Consider the following 23,141-nt stretch of genomic DNA (forward strand, 5'->3'; position numbering starts at 1 on the left):
TCTCGGAAACCAGTGTCCTCTGGTCACAAGCTTCTCGGGTCTGCGCTTCGCTCCGCCCGAGAATGACGCTAACCCCTCAGCTCCCCATCCCGCCGAGCCAGAGCCCGGTGAAAAGCGCCGTGCCCAGCACGGCGACGAAGGCGGCGGCGAGAACTTCGAGCCCAGCAAGCAGCCGGGCCGAACGCAGGCTGCCGCCGCCAGCGAATTTCAGTGCCGCGAATTTGAAGAAGACCGCGCAGGCCGCGAGTGCTCCGGTCGTGATTGCGGTGCCCAGCGCCATGGCGAAACTCGCTGCCGCGCCGGCCCAGAACAGTCCCTGCGAGGCTGCGAAGACGAGGATGATCAGCGCCCCCGCGCAGGGGCGCAAGCCCGCCGCCAGCACGACGCCGGCCATGTCCCGCCAGCCGCTGAGCCGCGACACCTGATCGGCATCCGGCATATGGACATGGTCGCAAGCCGCCGGATCATGTGCCGCGCCTGCCTCAAGTGCGATCAAGGCTCCAGACTTGCGCCAGAGCATCAAAAGCCCGACCAGCGCCACCAGGAGGAAGCTGCCTTGCTCGATCACCGTGGTCGCGGCGTTCATCTGCGTCGCAGTGACCCGCAGCAGCAGCGTCGCCACCGTCACGATCGCGATGGCGACCAGCGCCTGCAGGATGGCGGCGGCAAAGCTCAGGCCCAGGCCCCGCTTCAGGCTGCGGTTGTCGGCGACGATGTAACCGGAGATCACCGCCTTGCCATGTCCCGGCCCCGCCGCATGGAAGACGCCATATCCGAAGGAAAGCCCAAGCAGCCCCCAGAGCGCGCCCGGCGCAGTCGCGATCGCCTTCAGCGCCGCCGTCAGCTCGCGGTAGAAGCTCGATTGCCAGGCGATCAGCAATGCGCCGAATCCGGTCGTGGACGGCAGCGCTTCACGCGGCAGAGCCGTGCCGAACGGGTTGCGCGGTGGTGGCGGGGGCGGCGGGCTCACGCTCGCGATCAGCATGGCGAGCAGCGTAACCACCCCCGCGACCAGGAGCAGCGCCAGCGCGCATGCCAGAAGCCGCCGCGAGAGCGCCACACCCGCGGGGCGCGCGGTATCCGCCGGCGTCAGGGACATGCGACCAGCGCCCGCGTCGTGACTTCGAGCCCGCCGACATCCGGTGTCGCGGTGATGTCGGCCTCGGCGAGGCGCTTCTGCGTGGCATCGTCGAGCTTGGGCGGGCGGTTGACCCGCACGACACAACCTTGCGGCGCGCCCTTGGTGACGACCGCATCCGGCGCATCGACGATGTCGAAGGCGACGAAGTAAGTGGGGTCGCCGATCTCGATACCGAAGGAGCGCGCCTTCGCCGGGGTCTTCAGCGGCAAGGTGAAGACCAGCGTCAGCACCTTGTTGTCGAAGGACATGATCTGCTCGCCCGGCGTGCCGAATTCCTGCTTGCGGCCATTGAGCTTGGCTGCGGTGAAGAACTCGACATCGGGCAGCGATTCGACGTTGATCTTGGCGAGGTCGGCGAGCTCGTCCGAGCTCAGCTTGCCGTCGCCGTTCTTGTCGAGCCCCTGGGTGATGTAGGCGGAGTAAGCTTCGTCGAAGCTCCAGTGATGCCGGATCGCTTGGACCGAGCCATCGGGCGCGAAGACGATTTCGGCCTTCGCATTGACGAAGACATGCGGATGCGCAGCCGCCTCGCCCGCCACGAGGGCGGCCAGCAGAAACCCGGACAGGGCTGTCAGACGGGCACGGCACGTCACAGGCAAAAACCTCCACAGTCCCGGCACGCTGGGTGGATCATGGTTAAGCGATCGTCAACAGCCGTGACGGGCGTGCGACAACCGCAACAGCCATCCCCGCCAAACAGGGCCAAATCGCGGCGCTTCCCGAGGGACGCGCACCGGCCGCTCCCACAAGCCCATTGGACCCCGCCGCGAAAACTGGAATGATACCAGATCAATTGACCGCCTCCGGTCGATATGTCAGCATCACTGACATATTTACCGCAAAGACGGTGAAGCATGAGGCCGGGACTACCGGCCCGTCGGCGGGAACGACGATCCGGGAGGCCGAGCATGGCCGAGATACCGCGTAAATCCGGCACCGAGGCGGCAGCGCTGCGCCAGATCGGACTGCGCAGCGTCGCGCTCGACGACAAATACGATCTCGACAAGCGTGAGGTTTTCCTCACCGGCACGCAGGCGGTCGCCCGCATGCTGCTGATGCAGCGCGAGCGCGACCGGCAGGCCGGGCTCGACACGGCCGGCTTCGTCTCCGGCTATCGCGGCTCCCCGCTCGGCGGGCTCGACCAGCAGCTGATGCGTGCCGCAAAACCCCTCAAGGCGGCAAATATCGTCTTCCAACCCGGCCTGAACGAGGACCTCGCCGCCACCGCGATCTGGGGCACGCAACAGGCCGGCCTCGGCGGCGAAGGCAAGCATGACGGCGTCTTCGCGCTCTGGTACGGCAAGGGGCCGGGCGTCGACCGATCGGGCGACGTCTTCCGCCACGGCAACATGGCCGGCACCGACCCCAAGGGCGGCGTCATCTGCCTCATGGGCGACGACCACACGGCAGAGTCCTCTACCAACGCCCACCAGACCGAATTCGTCCTGGTCGACCGGATGATGCCGATCCTCAACCCGGCCGGGGTGCAGGAGATCATCGATTACGGCCTGCACGGCATCGCGCTCTCGCGCTTCGCCTCGGTCTGGGTCGGCATCAAATGCGTCAAGGACAACATCGAATCGACTGCCTCCGTCGACGGCTCGCTCGATCGCGTCACCATCGTCACGCCGACCGACTATGTCCCGCCGCCCGGCGGCCTCGCCATCCGCCGCGAGCTCGATTTCGTCGAGCAGGAGCGCCGGATGCATCTCTACAAGCGCGATGCGATGCTGGCCTATCTGCGCGCCAACAAGCTGAACCGCATCGTCACCCATGGCGGGAAGAAACCACGCATCGGCATCGCCACCGTCGGCAAATCCTATCTCGACGTGCAGCAGGCGCTGGCCGATCTCGGCATCGACGAGGTCCGCGCCAATGATCTCGGCATCCGCCTGTTCAAGCTCGCCTGCCCTTGGCCGATCGATCCGGCCGAGCTGAAAGCCTTCGCGAAAGGCCTCGACCTGATCATGGTGGTCGAGGAAAAGCGCTCGCTGATCGAGGTGCAGGTCCGCGAAGAGCTTTACGGCGCCAAGCACCAGCCGATGGTCGTCGGCAAGAAGGACGAGAAGGGCGACTGGCTGTTCCCGGTCCATGGTGCGCTCGACCCCAACGACATCGCGATCGCGCTGGGCGCGCGCCTGCTCCAATATCGCGACGATCCCGCCCTGCGCGCGCGGCTGGAAGAGATCGCCAAGGCGCAAGGCCGCCTCGCCGAGGCGCAGGAGATCGCAAAGCGCACGCCCTATTTCTGTTCGGGCTGCCCGCACAATTCCTCGACCGTGGTGCCCGAGGGCTCGCGCGCCTATGCCGGGATCGGCTGCCATTACATGGTGCAGTGGATGGACCGCGACACGGCGGGCTTCACCCAGATGGGCGGCGAAGGCGCGAACTGGGTTGGCGAAGCGCCGTTCTCGAAGCGTGGCCATGTCTTCCAGAATCTCGGCGACGGGACCTACACCCATTCCGGTTCGCTCGCGATCCGCTGGGCGGTCGCGAGCGGCGTCACCCTCACCTACAAGCTGCTCTATAACGATGCGGTGGCCATGACTGGCGGCCAGCAGGCCGAAGGCCATCTCTCGCCCGACCAGATGGCGCGGCAGGTCGCGGCCGAAGGCGTGAAGCGCATCGCCGTCGTCAGCGACGATCCCGGCAAATATCCGCCGGGCACGCAATGGCCGGCCGGCACGACGCTCCACCACCGCGACGAGCTCGACGCCGTCCAGCGCGAACTCGCCACGGTCTCCGGCGTCTCGCTGCTGCTCTACGACCAGACCTGCGCCACCGAGAAGCGCCGCCGTCGCAAGCGGGGCGCCTACCCGGATCCGGACAAGCGCGTGATCGTCAACGAACTGGTCTGCGAGGGTTGCGGCGATTGCGGCGTGCAGTCGAACTGCGTCTCGGTGCAGCCGCTCGAAACCGAATTCGGCCGCAAGCGCCAGATCGACCAGTCCAACTGCAACAAGGACTTTTCCTGCGTGAAGGGCTTTTGCCCGTCCTTCGTCACGGTCCATGGCGCCAAGCCGAAAAAGGCCGATCCGCTCAGGCTCGACGCCTCGGCGCTCGGCAAGGCCGAACTGCCCGAGCCTGTCGTACCGGCGCTCGACCGCAGCTTCGCGGTGATCGTGACCGGCGTCGGCGGCACCGGCGTCGTCACCATCGGCGCGATCCTGGGCATGGCCGCCCATCTCGAAGGCAAGGGCTGCGGCATGATCGACATGGCCGGCCTCGCCCAGAAGGGCGGCGCCGTCTTCAGCCACGTCAAGCTCGCGCCGCATCCGGACGACATCCACGCCATCCGCGTCGCCGCCGGCCAGGCCGACCTCGTCCTCGGCTGCGACCTCACCGTCACCGGCTCGAAGAAGGTGCTCGGCGCGATCCACCCCGAGCGCGGCACGGTCATCGTCAACACCGCCGAGAGCCTGCCGGGCGATTTCACCCGCAACGCCGATTTCTCTTTGCCGACCGAGCGGCTGAAGCGCGCGATCCTGTCGGCTGCCGGCCGCGACCAGACGCATTTCCTCGACGCCACCGCCGCTGCGGTGGCCTTCCTCGGCAATGCCATCGCCGCCAACATGTTCATGCTCGGCCATGCCTGGCAGCTCGGCGCTGTCCCGCTCTCCCGCGACGCGCTGCTCCGGGCGATCGARCTCAACGGCGAAGCSGTCRCCATGAACMGGCAGGCCTTCGAACTCGGCCGCCGCGCGGCGCATGATCCGCAGGCGCTGGCCGTGCTCCTCTCGCAGAGCAAGGCGGCGACACCGGCCCGCCAGCTTTCGCAGACGCTCGACGAGATCATCGAGCGCCGCGTCGCCTTCCTCACCGCCTATCAGAATGCGGCCTATGCGGCGCGCTATCGCCATCTCGTCGCCCGCGTGCAGACGCGGGAGGCGGCGGTCACGCCCGGCCAGACGGCGCTCAGCGAAGCCGTCGCCCGCAACCTCTTCAAGCTGATGGCCTACAAGGACGAGTACGAGGTCGCCCGGCTCTACAGCGACGGCGCCTTCCGCAAGCAGGTCGCCGCGACCTTTGAAGCAGAAGGAAATCACGGCAAGCCGCTGCGCTATGAGTTCCATCTCGCGCCACCTTTGCTGGCGAGGCGCGACCCCAACACGGGCCTGCCGCGCAAGATGAGCTTCGGCCCGTGGATGATGGGCGCCTTTTCCGTGCTGGCGAAGTTCAGGCGCCTGCGCGGTACGGCCTTCGATCTCTTCAGCTACACTGAAGAGCGCCGCACCGAACGTAGGCTTGTTGCGGATTACGAGGCGCTGTTGAACGAGCTGCTGCCCAAGCTCGCACCCGAGAACCACGCGCTTGGCGTGGCGTTGGCCGCAATCCCGGAGAAAATCCGCGGCTTCGGACACGTGAAGGAACGGCATCTCAAGGCGGCGAAGGCCGAAGAGGCGGCGTTGCTCGCACAGTTGCGCGAGGGCGGCTCCGCCCCTGCCTTGCCGCAGGCCGCAGAATAAGCTGGCACGAGTCCCGCTTCGTCATGCTCGGCTTGACCCGAGCATCTCGTGACAGGAAGGCTCAGGAGCCTCTTCCTGAAGGAGATTCTCGAGTCTACGCTTCGCTTCGCCCGAGAATGACGCCACGCCGCCCGAAGCCTATCCCTCGCCAACCCGGATCACCGCCACCTTGATCGGCCCCCAGGAACTGCGCGCCATCGCCTCATGGTCCCATGACCTGTCGGACGACGAGTTCGACGAGGCGCGGCGCGGCATCTCCTTCAAAAGCTATGGCAAGGGTGCCTCGATCTGCCATGTCGGGGACCGGCTGGAATCCTGGACCGGCGTGGCCGAGGGGCTGGTCAAGATGGCGACCACCTCCAAATCCGGCAAATCTGCCACGCTTGCCGGCCTGCGCGCCGGTGCCTGGTTCGGCGAGGGCACGGTGATCAAGGCCGAACCGCGCCGCTACGAATTGGTGGCGCTGCGTGAGTCCCGGATCGCTTTGATGCGCCGGTCGACCTTTCTCTGGCTGTTCGAGCATTCGGCAGCCTTCAACCGCTTCCTCGTCCACCAGTTCAACGAGCGCCTCGCCCAGTTCATCTCGCTCGCCGAGACAGAGCGCACTCTCGATTCGACCGGCCGCCTCGCCCGCAACCTCGCCTGGCTGTTCAACCCGATCCTCTATCCCGATCTCGGCCGCACGCTGGCGATCTCGCAGGAGGAGCTCGGCATGCTCGCCGGCATCTCGCGCCAGATGGCCAATCAGGGCCTGGCCAAGCTCGCCGATCTCGGCCTGATCGAATTGGGCCATGGCAGCATTACCATCCGCGACCTCGACAAGCTCGCCCGCTACGAAGGTTGAGGGTTCTCGAAAGGGCACCAAATCGCATCTCGCGCGTTGCCTTTCCCGAACAGCCCTGTGCTGAGAAAGGAAGTTTCGAGATGTTTGGCTTCTTCGATCTGTTCATGAAGCGGGTCAACGACCAGGCGGCTGAATACGCCGCCGCTCAATCGGACATCGCCCGGCGAGTCTGGGGCGATTGGGCCGACCCCTTCCAAATCCTCCAGCCGGTCAAAGTGAGTGTCGATCGCCGTGCAAGCCCGGGGACGCCGCGCCGCGTCCAAGCCGGGAGGCGAGGGCCTTTCTGAACGGCAGCCAACCTGCCCGTTCAGGCTGCATTGGGTCCGTTCTAGGTCCAATGAGGCACATCGACTGAAGGAGACGACCATGCGTAGAATTTTGATGGCCGCCGGCCTCGCTCTGGCTGCGATCGCGGCCACGCCGGCCAGCGCCGCACCGCACTCCATTCCACAGGCCGAGGCGCTGAACCGGCTGCCCGCCGAATATACCCGCCACACCCGCGAACACCGCGAATGGGAAATCCAGCGGAACATGGAGCGGCAGCACAGGCGCGACTCTTACCGCCACGGCCGCGGCTATGATCGCGGCCACCACTACGGCCGGCGCTATGGCGGCCCGCCGCCGCATGCTCCGGCCCACGGCTACCGCCGGAACCACTATTACCGCTACTGACCGCTTCGCCACGGTCTCGATCGGCCCGCAGCTCACCCGAGTTGCGGGCCGTTTTTTTTGCGTAAGACTTTCGTCCCAGGCACAGGATCACGTCGCCACGCCGTGCGGCAGCAGCCCAAAATCCGTAGCGGCAAGAAGGAAATCCGAGCGAAAACCGGCGCAGTGCGCCAATGATAAAACCTCGGCGGGACAATATTCACAAAAAGGCGAATTGTCTGTCAAGCGCCTCCTTGCGAAGATCGTGCCCGGCTGCAACTCTTGCATGACAACGAGACCGGGAACCGGCTCACAGGAAGTCGCCACGACGCATGGCGGCTCGTCAGGGAGAACGCAATCGTGGCAAGCGGCACCGCCGGCCAGGCGGATACCTTTCCGAAATTGCTGTTGCGCAATGCGAAGGAGCGCGCCTCGCGCGTCGCCTTCCGCCACAAGGACCTCGGCATCTGGCAGTCCTGGAACTGGGCGGAGGTGGCTGCCCATGTCCGCAACTTCGCCAAGGGGCTGCAGGATCTCGGGCTGAAACGCGGCGAGAAGGTCGCGATCATCGGCTACAACAGGCCGAAGCTGTACTGGTCGATGTGCGCCGCGCAGTGGATCGGCGCGATCCCGGTGCCGGTCTATGCCGACGGTGTCGCCGAGGAGATGGCCTATGTCCTCGACCATGCCGAGGCGGTCTTCGCCGTGGTGCAGGACCAGGAGCAGGTCGACAAGCTGCTCTCGATCGCCGATCGCCTGCCGCATCTCAGGCACATGCTCTATGACGAGCCGCGGGGTTTGCGCGACTACGACCACAGCAAGCTCCACGCCATCGAGACGGTGATCGCGGCCGGCGCCAAGGCGTTGCAGAATCCCCAAGTCGAGGCCGCGCTCGCGCGCGAGATGGAGCAAGGCAAGGGCGCCGACCTCGGCATCATCCTCTACACCTCCGGCACCACCGGGCGGCCGAAGGGCGTGATGCTGAGCCACTACAACGTCATCGTCGCCGCCGAGATCGGCTGCGGCTTCGACGGGCTCAACGAGAGCGACGAGGTCATCGCCTATCTGCCGATCGCCTGGGTCGGCGACCACGTCTTCTCCTATGCGCAGGCGATGCTGGCCGGCTTCTGCGTCAACTGCCCGGAAGGCCCGGAAACCGTCATCGACGACCGCCGCGAGGTCGGCACCACCTACGCCTTCGCCCCGCCGCGCGTCTTCGAGAACATGCTGACCATCACCATGGTGCGCATGGAGGATGCCGGCGCGCTGAAGCGCCGGATGTTCCACTACTTCCTCGATGTCGCGAAGCGCTACGGCGAGAAGATTCTGAACGGGGAGAGCGTGCCGCTGAAAGGCCGCCTGCTCTACCGGCTCGGCGACATGCTGGTCTATGGCCCGCTGCGCAACCGCTTCGGCCTGACCAATATCAAGGTCGGCTATACCGCCGGCGAGGCGATCGGCCCCGAGCTCTTCCGGTTCTACCGCTCGATCGGCGTCAACCTGAAGCAGCTCTACGGCCAGACCGAGGCCGGCGTCTACATCACCATGCAACCCAATGGCGAGATCAAAGCCGATACGGTCGGCAAGCCCGCGCCGCTGGTCGAGATCCGCATCGATGACAATGGCGAGGTGCTCTACCGCTCGCCCTCGATCTTCGGCGGCTACTACAAGGACCCCGACAAGACGGCGGAGACGATGACCGCCGATGGTTATGTCCGCTCCGGCGATGCCGGCTTCTTCGACGAGGGCGGACACCTCAAGATCATAGACCGCGCCAAGGACGTCGGCAAGCTCAACAGCGGCGACCTCTTCCCGCCGAAATACATCGAGAACAAGCTGAAGTTCTATCCGAACATCAAGGAGGTCGTGGCCTTCGGGCAGGGCCGCGACTACGCCACTGTCGCGCTCAACATCGACCTCACGGCCGTCGGCAACTGGGCCGAGCGCAACAACGTGGTCTATGCGTCCTATCAGGAGCTCGCCGGCCACGACCTCGTCTACGACATGATCTCCAAGCACGTCGACGAGGTGAACCGCTCACTCGCCAGCGAGCCGATGATGGGCGGCGCCCAGATCAAGCGCTTCCTCATTCTGCACAAGGAACTCGACGCCGATGACGGCGAGCTGACCCGCACCCAGAAGGTCCGGCGCGGCTTCATCGCCGAGCGCTACGCGCCGCTGGTCACCGCGCTCTACGACGGCTCGGACGCCGCCGACATCTCCACGGAAGTGACCTTCGAGGACGGCCGCAAGGGCGTGATCTCGGCGCGCGTCAAGGTGCGCGACGCCAAGATCTATCCGGTGGCCGTGCAGGAGGCGCCGGCAGCGGCGAAGGCGGCATGAACGCGGAGCCGATGAACGTGACGGGCACCCCCATCCGCGACAAGGGCGAAGTCCTGCTCTCGGTCGAGAACATCTCGCTGCGCTTCGGCGGCGTGAAGGCGATCACCGATGTCTCCTTCGACATCCGCAAGGGCGAGATCCGCGCCATCATCGGCCCCAACGGCGCCGGCAAGACCTCGATGCTCAACTGCATCAACGGCTTCTACCAGCCGCAGGAGGGCCAGATCGTCTTCAAGGGCGAGCGCCGCGCCAAGATGCGCCCGCATCGCGCCGCCGCGGGCGGCATCGCCCGCACGTTCCAGAACGTCGCGCTGTTCAAGGGCATGTCGACGCTCGACAACATCATGACAGGCCGCACCCTCAAGATGAAGAAGGGCTTCTTCTGGCAGGCGCTGCGCCACGGGCCGGCGATGCAGGAGGAGATCGCGCATCGCCGTGTCGTCGAGGACATCATCGACTTCCTCCAGATCGAGCACATCCGCAAATTGCCGGTCGGCAAATTGCCCTACGGCCTGCAGAAGCGCGTCGAGCTCGGCCGTGCGCTCGCCATGGAGCCTGAGTTGCTGCTGCTCGACGAGCCGATGGCCGGCATGAACCTCGAGGAGAAGGAGGACATGTGCCGCTTCATCCTCGACGTGAACAACCAGTTCGGCACGACGATCGCTTTGATCGAGCATGACATGGGGGTCGTGATGGACCTGTCCGACCGCGTCGTCGTGCTCGAATACGGCCGCAAGATTGCCGACGGCACGCCCGACGAGGTCAAGGCGAACCAGAAGGTCATCGACGCCTATCTGGGAGTGGCGCACTGATGGCTGTGATGGTGCAACGTTTCGACGAAAACGCGCGGGGAACCCCTCTCCCGGATGGGAGAGGGGCAGGGGTGAGGGCCTGCCGCCTATCCAGCAAGCGCGGCGGCACCGCTAAGGCCTTCGACTTCGAGGGCGGGCCCTCATCCCTGCTCTTCTCCCAGACGGGAGAAGAGTTCCCCGCGCCCTTCAATCAGAGGTTTCGGCCATGAGCGACATCGCCACCCGCCCGGCGCCGAACCTGCTCGCCAGCCCGCTGGTCAAGTTCGGGCTCATCCTCGCCGCCATCGTCGCCGCGCTCGCTATCGGTGTCCGGCTCGATTCCACCAACACGCTCTACGCGATCTTCGTCGACCCGTTCCAGCAGATGGTCCAGGCGCCCGACCTGCTGGTGCAGACGATCTGGGAAGGGCTCGTCTCCGGCGTTCTCTATGCCCTGATCGCGCTCGGCTTCGTGCTGATCTTCAAGGCCTCGGGCGTGTTCAACTTCGCCCAGGGCATCATGGTGGTGTTTGCGGCGCTGACGCTGGTCGGCCTCTACGAGAAGGGCGTGCCGGCCTTCCTCGCCGTCATCATCACGCTCGGCGTCATGTTCGCGCTTGCCGTCACCATCGAGCGCGTGGTGCTGCGTCCACTGGTCAACCAGCCCGACATCATCCTGTTCATGGCGACCTTCGGCATCACCTATTTCCTGATCGGATTCGGCGAAGCCCTCTTCGGCGGCAATCCCAAGCAGATGATCGCCGAGCAGCTCTACCTGCCCAAGGGCGCCATTGACCTGCAGATTCTCGGCGGGCTGGTCTCGCTGCAGAAGATCGACATCGCCGCGGCGGTCATCGCCTCGCTGATGATCGCGCTGCTGGCCGCCTTCTTCCAGTACACCCGCATCGGAAGAGCCCTGCGCGCGGTGGCCGACAGCCACAAGGCGGCGCTTTCGGTCGGCATTTCGCTCAACCAGATCTGGGTGATCGTCTGGTTCACCGCCGGCATCGTCGCGCTGATCACAGGCATCATGTGGGGCGCGCGCTCGGACGTCTCCTTTGCGCTCGAGATCGTCGCGTTGAAGGCCCTGCCGGTGCTGATCCTCGGCGGCTTCACCTCCATCCCCGGCGCGATCGTCGGCGGCCTGATCATCGGCATCGGCGAGAAGCTCGGCGAGTTCTACTGGGGCCCGCTGGTCGGCGGCGGCATCGAGAGCTGGCTCGCCTATTTTATCGCGCTGGGCTTCCTGCTGTTCAGGCCGCAGGGGCTGTTCGGCGACAAGATCATCGAACGCATCTGAGGAGCCGGACAACATGTTCTACCGTGAGGCCGGCCAGTTCAAATCGACCTATTCCGCCGACATGGCCGTCTTCCCGCTCCGGGAAGACCGGATCGGCATCGCCGTCATCCTGGCGATCGCTCTCGTCGCGATCCCCTTCCTCGGCAGCGACTTCTTCATCGCCTCGGTGATGATCCCCTTCCTCGTCCTCTCCCTTGCGGCGATCGGGCTCAACATCCTCACCGGCTATACCGGGCTGATCTCGCTCGGCACCGCCGCCTTCATGGGTGTCGGCGCCTATGCCTGCTACAAGCTGACCACCTTCTTCCCGAACGTGAACATCATCGTCCTGATCCTGCTGTCAGGGCTGTTCTCGGCCGGCATCGGCGTGCTCTTCGGCCTGCCCTCGCTGCGCATCAAGGGCTTCTATTTGGCCGTGGCCACGCTCGCCGCGCAGTTCTTCCTGCAATGGGCTTTCGTCCGTGTTCCCTGGCTGTTCAACTACAATGCCTCGGGTGCGATCGAGGTGCCGCAGCGCACCCTCTTCGGCCTGCCGCTCACCGGCGCGGCCGCCACACCCGAGACGCGCTATTTCGTCTGCCTCGGCCTCGTCGTCGTGCTGACCTGGTTCGCCTCGAACATCGTTCATGGCAAGCTGGGACGCTCCTGGATGGCCGTGCGCGACATGGACATCGCCGCCGAGCTCATGGGCATCAAGCTGCTCAACGCCAAGCTGATGGCCTTTGCCGTCTCCTCATATTTCTGCGGCGTCGCCGGGGCGATGATGATCTTCCTCTGGTACGGCGGCGGCGAGGCGGCGGACGTCTTCTCGATCCGCCTCTCGTTCAACATCCTGTTCATGGTCATCATCGGCGGCCTCGGCTCGCTGATCGGCTCCTTCTTCGGTGCGGCCTTCCTTTCCATCCTGCCGACCGCGCTGAAATTCGGCCTGCCGGCGCTCGGCGTCCCGATCGGCGGTGCGGCGGCCGAGCACGTCACCTTCATGCTCGTCGGCGCGCTGATCATCATCTTCCTGATCGTCGAGCCGCATGGCCTCGCCCGGCTCTGGCAGATCGGGAAACAGAAATTGCGGACGTGGCCTTTCCCCTACTGAGGCTCGGGGACGGACCCAAGAAACGACCGGCGACGCTGAAGCGCCGGCGCTTAAAGACCGATCCGGCATCAGTCTGGTCGGGAGGAAACGAACGGAGGAAGTCCATGAAGACCAGCATTCTGATGAAGGGGGCGGCTCTGGGCGCCCTACTCTCCGCTGCCGGGGCAATCGTTCCGGCCGCGGCGCAGGACAGCGTCTAYTTCGCCAACAAYGCCTATCGCACCGGCCCGTTCTCCGGATCGGGCATCCCGATCGGCGACGGCATGCGCGACTACATCACGATGATCAACGAGCGTGACGGCGGCGTGAACGGCGTCAAGGTCATCTACGAGGAGTGCGAGACCGGCTACGACACCAAGAAGTCGATCGAGTGCTACGAGCAGGCGAAAGCGAAGAACACCATCGTCTATTCGCCCTGGTCGACCGGCGCGACGCTGGCCGCGATCCCGCGCGCCCATGTCGACAAGATCCCGATCCTGTCGATGGCCTATGGCCTGTCCGCCTCGGCCGATGGCACGAACTTCCCCTGGGTCTTCATTCCGCCCTTCACCTATTGGGACGGCGCCTCCGTCATGGTGAAGCACATGGCGGCCGAGCTCGGCGGCCTCGACAAGCTCAAGGGCAAGAAGCTCGGCCTCATCCATCTCGATGCGCCCTTCGGCAAGGAGCCGATCCCGGTCCTCGAAAACCTCGCCAAGAAATACGGCTTCGAGGTCAAGCTCTATCCGGTGGCGGCGGCCGACATGCAGAACCAGGGCTCGCTCTGGCTCTCGATCCGCCGTGACCGGCCGGACTTCCTCTACAACCAGGGTTGGGGCGCGATGAACCCCACCGCGGTCAAGGAAGCGGCCAAGAACAACTTCCCGATGAACAAGATGGTCGGCGTCTGGTGGGCCGGCGGCGACGACGACGCGCGTGCCGGCGGCGAGCAGGCCAAGGGCTACAAGTCGCTGAGCTGGACGCTGAGCGGCACCGAAGCACCCGCGATGCAGGACATCCTTAAACTCGTGGTCGACAAGGGCAAGAGCACGACGCCGAAGGAGAAGGTCGGCGAGGCCCTCTACAACCGCGGCGTCTACAACGCGATGCTCGTGGTCGAGGGCATCCGCAACGCGCAGAAGCTCACCGGCAAGAAGGTGATCGACGCGCAGGACATGCGCCGCGGTCTCGAATCCCTCAACCTCACCGACGCCCGCCTGAAGGAGATCGGTCTCGGCGGCTTCGTCACGCCGACCACCATCTCCTGCACCGACCACTCCGGCCACAGCAAGATGTTCGTCTCGCAGTGGGACGGCACCAAGTGGGTCAAGGGCGGCGACTGGGTCGAGCCGATGAAGGACGAGGTCCGACCGCTGATCGAGACCAACGCCAAGGACTATGTCGAGAAGGCCGGCAACTGGCCGAAGCGTTCCGAGTCCTGCGAGAAGTCGTCCTGATCTGACGACGGCCGGCGGCGGGCTCCCGCCGCCGGCACCCCTTTTTGCCGATTGCCGGGAGAGGCCGATGTCGACCGCCACCCTCGAGAAACCAGCCGCAGCGACCGCGAGCGACACGATCCTGTCGCTCAACAATATCGAGGTCGTCTACGACCATGTCGTGCTGGTGCTGAAGGGCGTCTCGCTCACCGTTCCGCGCGCCGGCATCGTCGCGATCCTCGGCGCGAACGGCGCCGGCAAGACCACGACGCTGAAGGCGATCTCGAACCTGCTGAAGGCCGAGCGCGGCGAGGTCACCAAGGGCTCGATCGTCTTCGACGGCGAGCGCGTCGACAAGCTCTCCCCCAATGAGCTCGTCAAACGGGGCTGTATCCAGGTGATGGAAGGCCGGCACTGCTTCGGCCATCTCTCGATCGAGGAGAACCTGCTGACCGGCGCCTTCACCCGCCGCGACGGCAACGCCGCGATCAAGCGCGACCTCGAGAAGATCTACACGCTGTTCCCACGCCTCAAGCAGCGCCGGACCTCGCAGGCCGGCTACACCTCCGGCGGTGAGCAGCAGATGTGCGCCATCGGCCGGGCGATGATGTCGAACCCCAAGATGATCCTGCTCGATGAGCCCTCGATGGGCCTCGCCCCGCAGATCGTCGAGGAGATCTTCGAGATTGTTCGCCGGCTCAATGCCGATGAAGGAGTTTCCTTCCTCGTCGCCGAGCAGAACACCAACATGGCGCTGCGCTACGCCACCTATGGCTACATCATGGAGACCGGCCGCGTCGTCATGGACGGCGAAGCCCGGATGTTGCGCGAGAATGAGGATGTGAAGGAGTTCTACCTGGGCGTCGCCGAGGGCAACAAGAAGTCCTTCCGCGAGGTGAAGAGCTACAAGCGTCGCAAGCGCTGGCTGTCGTGAAAGCTTATCCCGCAAGCCCTCATCCTGAAGAGCCGCGAAGCGGCGTCTCGAAGGATGCTCCAGGAAGCTCCGGAACCATCTGGAGCGTCCTTCAAGACGCAAGCTTCGCTTGCTCCTCAGGATGAGGGCTGTTCCCCTTATGAACGAGACATCGCCATGACCGAGCATTACGACGCGCTCGAAACCCGCTCGCCCGGGGAGCGCGAGGCCGATCTCTTCGCGCGGCTGCCGAAGCTGATCGCCGCCGCCATCGAAGCCCCCGCCTATGCCGAGCGGCTGCACGGCATCGACCCCGCCTCCGTAACGAGCCGCTCGGCACTGGTGCGCCTGCCGGTTTTGCGCAAGGCCGACCTGCCGGCGCTCCAGAAGCAGGCGCTGCCCTTCGGAGGCTTCGTCCCGGCCCCGACAGGCTCCTTCGGCCGTCTCTTCACCTCGCCCGGCCCCATCTTCGAGCCGGAGGGGACCGACCGCGACGCCTGGAACGCCGCGCGCGGCCTCCATGCCGCCGGCTTCCGGCCGGGCGAGATCGTCCTGAACACGCTGAGCTATCACCTGACGCCCGGCGGCTTCATCATGGACTCGGCCGCCCGCGCCATCGGCTGCGCCGTGATCCCGGCGGGGCCCGGCAATACCGAGCAGCAGATGGAGGTGATCTCCGCCTATCGGCCAAGCGCCTATCTGGGTACGCCGGACTTCCTCAAGATCCTGATCGAGGCGGCGGATACGCGCGGCGTCGACATCTCCTCGATCAAGCGCGCCGTCGTCTCCGGTGCAGCCTTCCCGCCCTCGCTGCAGGCATGGGTGAAAGCGCGCGGCATCGACGCCTATCAGCTCTATGCCACCGCCGATGTCGGTGTCATCGCTTATGAGACATCGGCCCGCGAGGGCATGGTGCTGAACGAGAACCTGATCGTCGAGATCGTCCGCCCCGGCACAGGCGATCCCGTCCCCGAGGGGGAGGTCGGAGAGGTCGTCATCACCAATCTCGACCCGCATCACCCGCAGATCAGGCTCGCCGTCGGCGATCTCACCGCCGTCCTGCCGGGCCGGAGCGCCTGCGGGCGCAGCAACACCCGCATCAGGGGCTGGATGGGCCGCGCCGACCAAACCGCCAAGATCAAGGGCATGTTCGTGCGCCCCGAGCAGGTCGCCGAAATCGCCAAGCGCCATGCCGAGATCGCCAAGCTCAGGCTCGTCGTCGGCCGCGCCAACGAAACCGATACCATGACCCTCAAGGCCGAGATCTACGCCGAGCCGGCCGGTTTCGTCGACGCGGTCTCTTCAACCTTGCAGCAGGTGACGAAGCTGAAGGGTGCGGTCGAAATCCTGCCGCTCGGCGCGCTGCCCAATGACGGCAAAGTCATCGCTGACGAACGGCCGGTGGGGTGAACTCCCCGTCATTCTCGGGCGAAGCAAAGCTTCGACCCGAGAATCTCTTACAGGATAAGGCGCCCCTCCGTCCTGAGATGCTCGGGTCAAGCTCGAGCATGACGCTGGAGTCCCTTACCAATCGATCGGCCTCTCTCCCTGCCCCTCCAGCCAGGCATTGGACCGGCTGAATGGCTTGGAGCCGAAGAAGCCGCGCCGCGCCGACAGCGGCGAAGGGTGAGCGCTGGCGATGACGAGATGCCGGCTCTCGTCGATCAACGGCCGCTTCAACTGCGCCGGCGCGCCCCAGAGCAGGAAGACGGCATGGGGCCGCTCCCGCGAGACGGCCGCAATCACCGCATCCGTGATCTTCGCCCAGCCGAGCGAAAGGTGCGAACCAGCCTTGCTGGCCCCTTCCCGCACCGTCAGCGCCGTGTTGAGCAGCAGCACGCCCTGCTTGGCCCAGCGCGTCAGATCGCCATCCGCAGGCGGGGGCTCGCCCAGATCCTCGGCCCGCTCCTTGTAGATATTGACCAGCGAGCGCGGCAGCGGCGGCGGGCCGACATAGGAGAAGGCGAGCCCGTTGGCATGGCCCGGCGTCGGATAGGGGTCCTGCCCGAGAATGACGGCGCGGACCGCGTCGAGCGGCGTCAGCGCCAGCGCGGCGAAGACCCGCTCCGGCGCCGGCGCGACGACATGCCCGGCCGCCCGTTCGGCATCGACGGCCGCGCAGGCGCGCGTCGCATCGCCGCCAGCAGCGAAGACCGCCAGGTCACGCCAGCCCCTCGACGCTCCGCTCGCCAGGAAGGTCGCGAGCGCCTCGGTGCAGCTCACTTCAGGACGGCCCGGCCCTCGACCTTGGCATCGACAGTGCCGAGCCGGCGCACATAGACCATCACCTCATTGGCCATCAGCTTGCCGTCGGTAAGACCGAGCAGCGTCCGGCCGCGACCGAGCGCCGTGTAGCCGTCGCCGCCCTCCAGCATGAAGTTGTTCGAAGCGACCGTATATTTGGCGGCGGGATCAATCGGCTTGCCGTCGACCATGACCGTGGTGACGCGCGCGCCCTGCGGCTGCTTCAGGTCGGCCTCGAATGTGAGGCCGGACACCACCGGGAAGCGTCCGGCGCCCTGCGGGGCGTCGCGCAAGCCGTTCTCGATCGCGTCCTTTACGTCCTTGCCGGTGATCTCGACCATCACCGTGGCATTGCCGAAGGGCAGTTCGCTCAGCACGTCGCGGCGGGTCAGCTTCTGCCCGGCGGCATATTGCTTGTTGGCCCGGATGCCACCGGCGTTGGTGATGGCGAGCTGGGCGCCGGTCGCGGCGCGGATGGCGTCGGCGATCAGGTTGCCGATCGCGGTCTCCTGCGTGCGGATGACGCCGGTGCGGGAATCCAGCGGGACGGCCAGCGTGGCGATGTCGACGTCGAGCTCCTTCGAGAGCTCGCCCTCATAGCCCTTCACGATGGCGGCGACGTCAGGATCAGGCGTCGCCGAGCGGGAATCGTTAACGCGGAAGGTCGGCGTCCACGACACCTGCCGCGCCGCGCCTTCGCCCTTGACGCTGACGGCGATGTCGATGGCGGTGACGTAATTGCCCTCCTCATTCGACTCAACCATCACCACCTTGCCGTCATAGGCGATCGCGAGGTCGTGGTCGTGGCCGGTCAGCACGATGTCGACGACGCGCGAGCGAACGATCTCGTAATCCATCGCCCGGTCGGCATGGACGACGGCGACGAGGATATCGGCGCCTTGCCCCTTCAGCGCTTTGGCCTCGCGGCGCAGCGCCTCCATCGTCGAGGAAAATTTCAGGTCGCCGGGGTTGGAGAGCTGCGGCGTCGGATCGAAGGTCGTGCCGATCACGCCGACCTTGATGCCGCCGAGCTCGAAGATCTGCGAATCCTTGTGGTGGGGCAGCACGTTGCCGCCGGCATCGCGCAGATTGGCGGCGAAGGTCGGATAGGTCTGGGCTGCCGTCAGCTTGAGATAGTTCTCCTTGCCGAAGTCGAATTCATGATTGCCGGGCACGAAGACGTCGATGCCCATCTTGTTCTGCATCGCGACGATATGCGCGCCCTGGTCGAAGCCCGACATCAGCGAGGGCGAGTAGCAATCGCCGGCATGGCAGAAAAGCACCGGCACGCCTTTGGCCCGCTCGGCCTTGGCGATACCGGAGGCGCGCGCGAAGCCGCCGCGCCCCTTGTCGTCGCTCATCTTGTAGATGTCGTTGACGAGCAGCAGCGTGAAGCTCGGCGCCGGTTGCTGCGCCATCGCCACAGGGGCGGTCGCGGCGAGCGTCGCTGGCGCCGCCAGGACGCCGAGAGCCTTGCGGCGGGTGAGCTTTGTCATGGCGGGCGCCCCTCAGGTCTTAAGAACGGCTCCAGACTAGCAAGAGTTCAGCCGCAGTGACCAGAGGGCAGACCGGCCCGAACAGCGGTTGTCGGTAGTGTCGCACCTTGCTCTTCGACAGGCTTCCAGGCTGGACGAAAGCGCGAACTCGTCTAAATCACGAGGCTAAGGAGAGCATGCGCTCATGACTGCTGACATCGCCGCGGCGCCCGGCCGCGAGGCCGCTTCCCTGCCGCCCGACCATCCCAAGGTGCGCTACGGCCGCATCGGCGTGCTGCTGATGAATCTCGGCACGCCCGAAGGCACCGGCTACTGGCCGATGCGCGCCTATCTCAAGGAGTTTCTGTCTGACCGGCGTGTCATCGAGGAGCCGCGCTGGAAATGGTGGCCGATCCTCAACCTGATCATCCTGTCGACGCGCCCGGGCCGCAAGGGCAAGGATTACGCCTCGATCTGGAACAACGAGCGCAACGAAGGCCCGCTCAAGACCATCACCCGCTCGCAGACCGAGCAGCTCGCGGAGCGCCTGAAGCCGCTGGCCGGCGACCGCGTCGTCTTCGACTGGGCGATGCGCTACGGCTTTCCCGACGTGAAGAGCCGGCTGAAGGCTCTGCTCGACCAGGGCTGCGACCGCATCCTGCTGGTGCCGCTCTATCCGCAATACGCCGCGCCGACCTCGGCCACGGCCTGCGACCAGGCTTTTCGCGCGCTGATGCAGATGCGCTGGCAGCCCTCGGTGCGCGTCTCGCCGCCCTACCATGACGACCCCGTCTATATCGGCGCGCTCGCCCGCTCGATGCGCGCCTCGCTCGCCAAGCTCGATTTCGAGCCGGAGGTCATCCTCTGCTCCTTCCACGGCATGCCGAAGGAATACCTGCTGAAGGGCGACCCCTACTACTGCCAGTGCGTCAAGACCTGGCGTCTGCTGCGCGCCGAGCTAGGTCTCTCCGAGGAACAATTCCCGCTGACCTTCCAATCGCGCTTCGGCCCCGACGAATGGCTGCAGCCCTATACCGACGAGACGGTGAAGGCGCTGGCCCAGGCCGGGAAGAAATCGATGGCGATCGTCGCGCCCGGCTTCTCGGCCGACTGCCTGGAGACGCTCGAAGAACTCGACGGCGAGAACCGCGAGATCTTCCTGCACAATGGTGGCGAGAAATTCGCCTATCTCCCCTGCCTCAACGACTCCCGCGAGGGTGTCGACGTCATCGCCGAGGTCGTCCAGCGCGAACTGATGGGCTGGCTCTGAGCGAGAGCGTTTTCAAGCGAAGTGGGCACCGGTTCGCGTGAAGAAAATGCGATAGAACAAGGATCTAGCGCATTTCTGCCATTCGCAGGAATGCGCTAGCCCCCTGCTCCGACGAAGCGCGCAACGCTTTCAACCACCGGCCGCGCCTTCAGGATGCGGCGATGACCGAGCCCATCCGTCGCTTCCAGCGTGACGAAAGCTCCGGCTCCCGCCAGCGCCTGCGCATGATGGAAGCCGAGTTCGCGATCCTGCCGGTCGTGGATCACCAGGGTCGGCAGCCCGATCGCCTCCAGTTGCAGCGCCCCCTCGAAAACCTCGACCGGATTGCCGGCGACGACATGGATGCGCCGCTCCAGCGCCGCCTGCCCGCGCTTGCCGAGACCGATCGCGGCGCCGAATTGCCGGGTGATCTCGGTGATCGATGACGGCGCGGCGATCAGCACGAGCCGCCCGGTGCTGACCGCGGGCTGCCCCCTCACGGAGCCTGCCAATGCCGCAAGCGCGATCGCCCCGCCGAAGGAATGCGTCACGATTGCGTGCAGCGGCCCGAACACCCGTGCCACGGCCGCAAGGCTCGCGACACCGAGCGGAATGTTGAGCTCGCGCCCGGTCGAGGCGCCATGGCCGGGCAGGTCGAAGGCGACGACGCGGAAGCCCGCCGCCAGCAGCGGTTCGACAAAAGCGGTCATCGAGGCCGCCTCTCCCGTCCAGCCATGGACCAGCAGCACGGTGCCCGCCGGCACGACCGCCTCGGGCTCGAAGACATAGGCCTGAACGCTCCCGCAGGGGAACGGAATGGCGCGTCGGCTCGCTTGCCCGAGCCTCGTCGCGGTGGCCTGTACGCCCGATTTTCTGTTTCGCTTCGACGGCTTCGCCGGGGTACAGAACAAGCGGAAAGCCAGCCGGCCGGTCGCAGAAGGAGCCACGAAGCTCGCGGCCCGGACCAGCGGGCGCATGTAACGGAGGGCGGAAGCGGTCATGGCACGGACCCTATCTTGTTCAGCGCTGAACGAATATGTTCAGCCATGAACAAAAAGCAAGTGCTTTCTGATTTGCCGGAGTCGCAGATCCTGCCCTGGGATCTCCCGCGCTTCCGCAACTGGGTCTCCGTCGCCCGTGCGCACAGCTTGTGGGAGAAGGTTTTCACCGAGGCGCTTGCGCCGCTCGACATCCAGCTCGCGCATTACGACGTGCTCGCCAACATCTTCCACGCGCCCGGCCTCTCGCAGCAGGCGCTGGCCGAGAAGCTGCTGGTCGGGCGCAGTGCGATGAGCATGTTGCTGCCCGTGCTGGAGCGTCGCGGACTGATCGAACGCCGCAACGATGACGCCGACAAGCGCCTGCGCCGGCTCTGGCTGACGGCCGCCGGCGAGGCGCTGACCCGCAAGGCGATGGCGATTCATGTCGCCGAAATCGAGGCTATGATGACCGTACTCAGCGACGAGGAATGCAATGCTGCCGGCGAGGCGATGCGCCGCGTCGCCAAGGCGCTCGAAGCCCGCAGCGGCGCCGCAGCGGGCCGGCCCGACAGGCCGTGAACGGACGGCGTTCAGACTGCCAGGATCACCCGCGCGACAGCGTCTAGCGCCGCCGCCGCATCGGCACAGGCGAGCGCCCCGTCGACGGTCGGCGCGCCTTCCAGCAGGAAGACCGGCCGCTTGAATTGCAGGGCGAAGGCGATCTCCGATAGCGTTCCGTAACCGCCCCCGATCGCAACCAGACAACACGCCGCCCGGGCGATCAGCGCATTGCGCGCCACGCCGATGCCGGTGGCAAGCGGGACCGTGACGTAAGGATTGGCCGCCTCCGGCTCGTCATCGGGCAAAAGGCCAATCGAGAGGCCGCCGGCCTGCGCGACGCCACGGCAGACCTCCTCCATCACACCTGAGCGGCCTCCGCACAGCACGGTGACGCCGTGCTCGCCGAGAAGCCGACCCAAGGTTTCGGCGGCAACCGCCTGCGAAGTGGTGGGCGTGCGCGTCCCGATCACGGCGACGGGCGTGCGCAGAGCCATCCCGCTCTCACGCTGAAGCCAGCGCAAGGCATTGGCGGCCGACACCGGCTCGCCCAGTGCAGCCAGCGGGGCTTCGCACCAGCGCCGCGCCGCCGGATCGAACACCCGGCCGCCCCCGTCCTGCAGCTGTCCGTTCTCGACATCCAGACGCAGCTGCGGGTCCTGAAGCATCGGCTCAGGCCGGCTTCTTTTCTTCGCCGAAGGCGGAGATCCCGCCATGCTTGGACGACCAGCTCGCCGGATCGTTGAGGAAGCTCTCGACCTCGGCAAGGATCTTCGGCTCGAAATGGCCGCTGTCCTTCGCGACGGCCAGCACATCCCACCAGGTGGTGAGGTAGTGCAGGTTCACGCCGATCTCCGCCATCAGCTCGCGGCTCTTCGGGAAGATGTCGTAGTAGAACAGCACGAAGCAATGCTGCACATCGGCGCCCGCATTGCGCAGCGCTTCGGCGAAATTGACCTTGCTGCGCCCGTCCGTAGCGAGATCCTCGACCAGCAGCGTGCGCGCACCCTCGACGACCGAGCCCTCGATCTGGGCATTGCGGCCGAAGCCCTTCGGCTTCTTGCGGACATACTGCATCGGCAGCGCCAGGCGGTCGGAGATCCAGGCAGCGAAGGGGATGCCCGCGGTTTCGCCCCCGGCGATGGTGTCGAGCGACTCGTAGCCGATGTCGCGCACGATCGTGGTGGCGGCGAAATCGATCAGCGTCGAGCGCAGACGGGGGTAGGAGATGATCTTGCGGCAGTCGATATAGACCGGGCTCGCCCAGCCGGAAGTGAAGAAGAAGGGCTTGTCGCTGTAGAAGTGCACAGCCTTGATCTCGAGCAGCATCTTGGCCGCTTCGCGCGCGATCACGGCCCGGTCGGTGGGGGTGAACAGATTGGGCATGGCGCGGTTTCCTTGGGCTGAGCGACGCCGCTCGCCGGGGACGGCAAGGGCGCAGGGGCTGGTCGAATTGGCAAACGGCCCCTTCTGATCGCCCCCGCCCGGCAGGTCAATCCCCGCCCCGCGATTTCCACCATGGCGCCAGGGCCAGCGCCGCGCTGTCGATAAAGCCACACACGCAAATGTTTCCCGGCACATCCACAGGCTGATTCGGGGCGAATTATTGCGCCGGCTCCGGCAGCGTGACATGTCGAGCCGACATCACGCATGTGAGCGCGCCTCGATCTGGCTTGCAGCT

At 65.9% G+C, this 23,141-nt stretch carries 20 protein-coding genes; 13 read left to right on the forward strand and 7 right to left on the reverse strand.

The features are described 5' to 3' along the window. Positions 1 to 76: 76 nt before the first annotated feature. Entirely contained in the window at positions 77 to 1,099 is a 1,023-nt protein-coding gene (locus AC1DEZ_RS09240) for a nickel/cobalt transporter (protein WP_476779518.1), read from the reverse strand. Next, positions 1,090 to 1,734, reverse strand: coding sequence for a DUF1007 family protein (locus AC1DEZ_RS09245; RefSeq protein WP_476779519.1), 645 nt, complete (start codon positions 1,732 to 1,734; stop codon positions 1,090 to 1,092). The genes AC1DEZ_RS09240 and AC1DEZ_RS09245 overlap by 10 nt, the downstream gene beginning before the upstream one ends. Before the next feature lie 315 nt (positions 1,735 to 2,049). Between AC1DEZ_RS09245 and AC1DEZ_RS09250 the strand changes: the two genes are divergently transcribed. From AC1DEZ_RS09250 to AC1DEZ_RS09300, 11 genes are all read left to right on the forward strand, one after another. Beyond that, positions 2,050 to 5,607, forward strand: a complete 3,558-nt coding sequence (locus AC1DEZ_RS09250) for an indolepyruvate ferredoxin oxidoreductase family protein (RefSeq protein WP_476779520.1) — start codon at positions 2,050 to 2,052, stop codon at positions 5,605 to 5,607. 169 nt (positions 5,608 to 5,776) lie between these two features. Continuing rightward, on the forward strand, positions 5,777 to 6,451 hold the full coding sequence (locus tag AC1DEZ_RS09255) for a Crp/Fnr family transcriptional regulator (RefSeq protein ID WP_476779521.1): 675 nt from the start codon (positions 5,777 to 5,779) through the stop codon (positions 6,449 to 6,451). An 80-nt stretch (positions 6,452 to 6,531) separates the two neighbouring features. Then, positions 6,532 to 6,738: a hypothetical protein gene (locus AC1DEZ_RS09260; protein ID WP_441511689.1), complete on the forward strand. Its 207-nt coding sequence runs from the start codon at positions 6,532 to 6,534 to the stop codon at positions 6,736 to 6,738. 79 nt (positions 6,739 to 6,817) lie between these two features. Further along, positions 6,818 to 7,123: a hypothetical protein gene (locus AC1DEZ_RS09265; RefSeq protein ID WP_476779522.1), complete on the forward strand. Its 306-nt coding sequence runs from the start codon at positions 6,818 to 6,820 to the stop codon at positions 7,121 to 7,123. 333 nt (positions 7,124 to 7,456) lie between these two features. Beyond that, on the forward strand, positions 7,457 to 9,442 hold the full coding sequence (locus AC1DEZ_RS09270) for an AMP-dependent synthetase/ligase (RefSeq protein WP_476779670.1): 1,986 nt from the start codon (positions 7,457 to 7,459) through the stop codon (positions 9,440 to 9,442). 11 nt (positions 9,443 to 9,453) lie between these two features. Next, a complete protein-coding gene (locus AC1DEZ_RS09275; RefSeq protein ID WP_441511865.1) occupies positions 9,454 to 10,254 on the forward strand; it encodes an ABC transporter ATP-binding protein in 801 nt (266 codons plus the stop codon). Positions 10,255 to 10,618: 364 nt separating this feature from the next. Next, positions 10,619 to 11,533 carry a branched-chain amino acid ABC transporter permease gene (locus tag AC1DEZ_RS09280; RefSeq protein ID WP_441511864.1) on the forward strand — a complete coding sequence of 305 codons (915 nt, stop codon included), beginning with the start codon at positions 10,619 to 10,621 and terminating at the stop codon, positions 11,531 to 11,533. Between the two features lie 13 nt (positions 11,534 to 11,546). Continuing rightward, a complete protein-coding gene (locus tag AC1DEZ_RS09285) occupies positions 11,547 to 12,626 on the forward strand; it encodes a branched-chain amino acid ABC transporter permease (RefSeq protein ID WP_441511687.1) in 1,080 nt (359 codons plus the stop codon). Positions 12,627 to 12,730: 104 nt separating this feature from the next. Continuing rightward, a complete protein-coding gene (locus AC1DEZ_RS09290; protein WP_476779523.1) occupies positions 12,731 to 14,062 on the forward strand; it encodes an ABC transporter substrate-binding protein in 1,332 nt (443 codons plus the stop codon). 67 nt (positions 14,063 to 14,129) lie between these two features. Beyond that, the gene (locus AC1DEZ_RS09295) at positions 14,130 to 14,975 is read left to right on the forward strand and encodes an ABC transporter ATP-binding protein (RefSeq protein ID WP_476779524.1); all 846 of its coding nucleotides are present in this window, start codon (positions 14,130 to 14,132) and stop codon (positions 14,973 to 14,975) included. Positions 14,976 to 15,131: 156 nt separating this feature from the next. Further along, complete coding sequence (locus AC1DEZ_RS09300; protein WP_476779525.1) at positions 15,132 to 16,364, forward strand: phenylacetate--CoA ligase family protein; 1,233 nt, start codon at positions 15,132 to 15,134, stop codon at positions 16,362 to 16,364. Between the two features lie 114 nt (positions 16,365 to 16,478). Here the strand turns inward: AC1DEZ_RS09300 and ung are convergent, their stop codons facing one another. Both ung and AC1DEZ_RS09310 read right to left on the reverse strand, forming a co-directional pair. Beyond that, positions 16,479 to 17,177, reverse strand: coding sequence for a uracil-DNA glycosylase (ung, locus tag AC1DEZ_RS09305; protein WP_476779526.1), 699 nt, complete (start codon positions 17,175 to 17,177; stop codon positions 16,479 to 16,481). Next, positions 17,174 to 18,694, reverse strand: a complete 1,521-nt coding sequence (locus AC1DEZ_RS09310; protein WP_476779527.1) for a bifunctional metallophosphatase/5'-nucleotidase — start codon at positions 18,692 to 18,694, stop codon at positions 17,174 to 17,176. The genes ung and AC1DEZ_RS09310 overlap by 4 nt, the downstream gene beginning before the upstream one ends. A 184-nt stretch (positions 18,695 to 18,878) precedes the next feature. Between AC1DEZ_RS09310 and hemH the strand changes: the two genes are divergently transcribed. Next, entirely contained in the window at positions 18,879 to 19,943 is a 1,065-nt protein-coding gene (gene hemH, locus AC1DEZ_RS09315; RefSeq protein ID WP_441511681.1) for a ferrochelatase, read from the forward strand. 95 nt (positions 19,944 to 20,038) lie between these two features. Here hemH and AC1DEZ_RS09320 read toward each other — a convergent pair whose 3' ends face one another. After that, positions 20,039 to 20,923 carry an alpha/beta hydrolase gene (locus tag AC1DEZ_RS09320; RefSeq protein ID WP_476779528.1) on the reverse strand — a complete coding sequence of 295 codons (885 nt, stop codon included), beginning with the start codon at positions 20,921 to 20,923 and terminating at the stop codon, positions 20,039 to 20,041. A 45-nt stretch (positions 20,924 to 20,968) separates the two neighbouring features. Here AC1DEZ_RS09320 and AC1DEZ_RS09325 point away from each other — a divergent pair, with 45 nt between their 5' ends. Next, positions 20,969 to 21,481, forward strand: a complete 513-nt coding sequence (locus tag AC1DEZ_RS09325) for a MarR family winged helix-turn-helix transcriptional regulator (RefSeq protein WP_476779529.1) — start codon at positions 20,969 to 20,971, stop codon at positions 21,479 to 21,481. A gap of 11 nt (positions 21,482 to 21,492) precedes the next feature. On the opposite strand, the gene AC1DEZ_RS09330 is transcribed toward AC1DEZ_RS09325, so the two are convergent. Further along, entirely contained in the window at positions 21,493 to 22,128 is a 636-nt protein-coding gene (locus tag AC1DEZ_RS09330) for a TIGR00725 family protein (protein WP_476779530.1), read from the reverse strand. A gap of 4 nt (positions 22,129 to 22,132) precedes the next feature. After that, positions 22,133 to 22,846 (reverse strand): orotate phosphoribosyltransferase, encoded by a 714-nt coding sequence (locus AC1DEZ_RS09335; RefSeq protein ID WP_441511677.1) that lies wholly within the window; start codon positions 22,844 to 22,846, stop codon positions 22,133 to 22,135. Positions 22,847 to 23,141 lie beyond the last annotated feature (295 nt).

The organism is Allobosea sp. 10L422 (assembly GCF_056395345.1).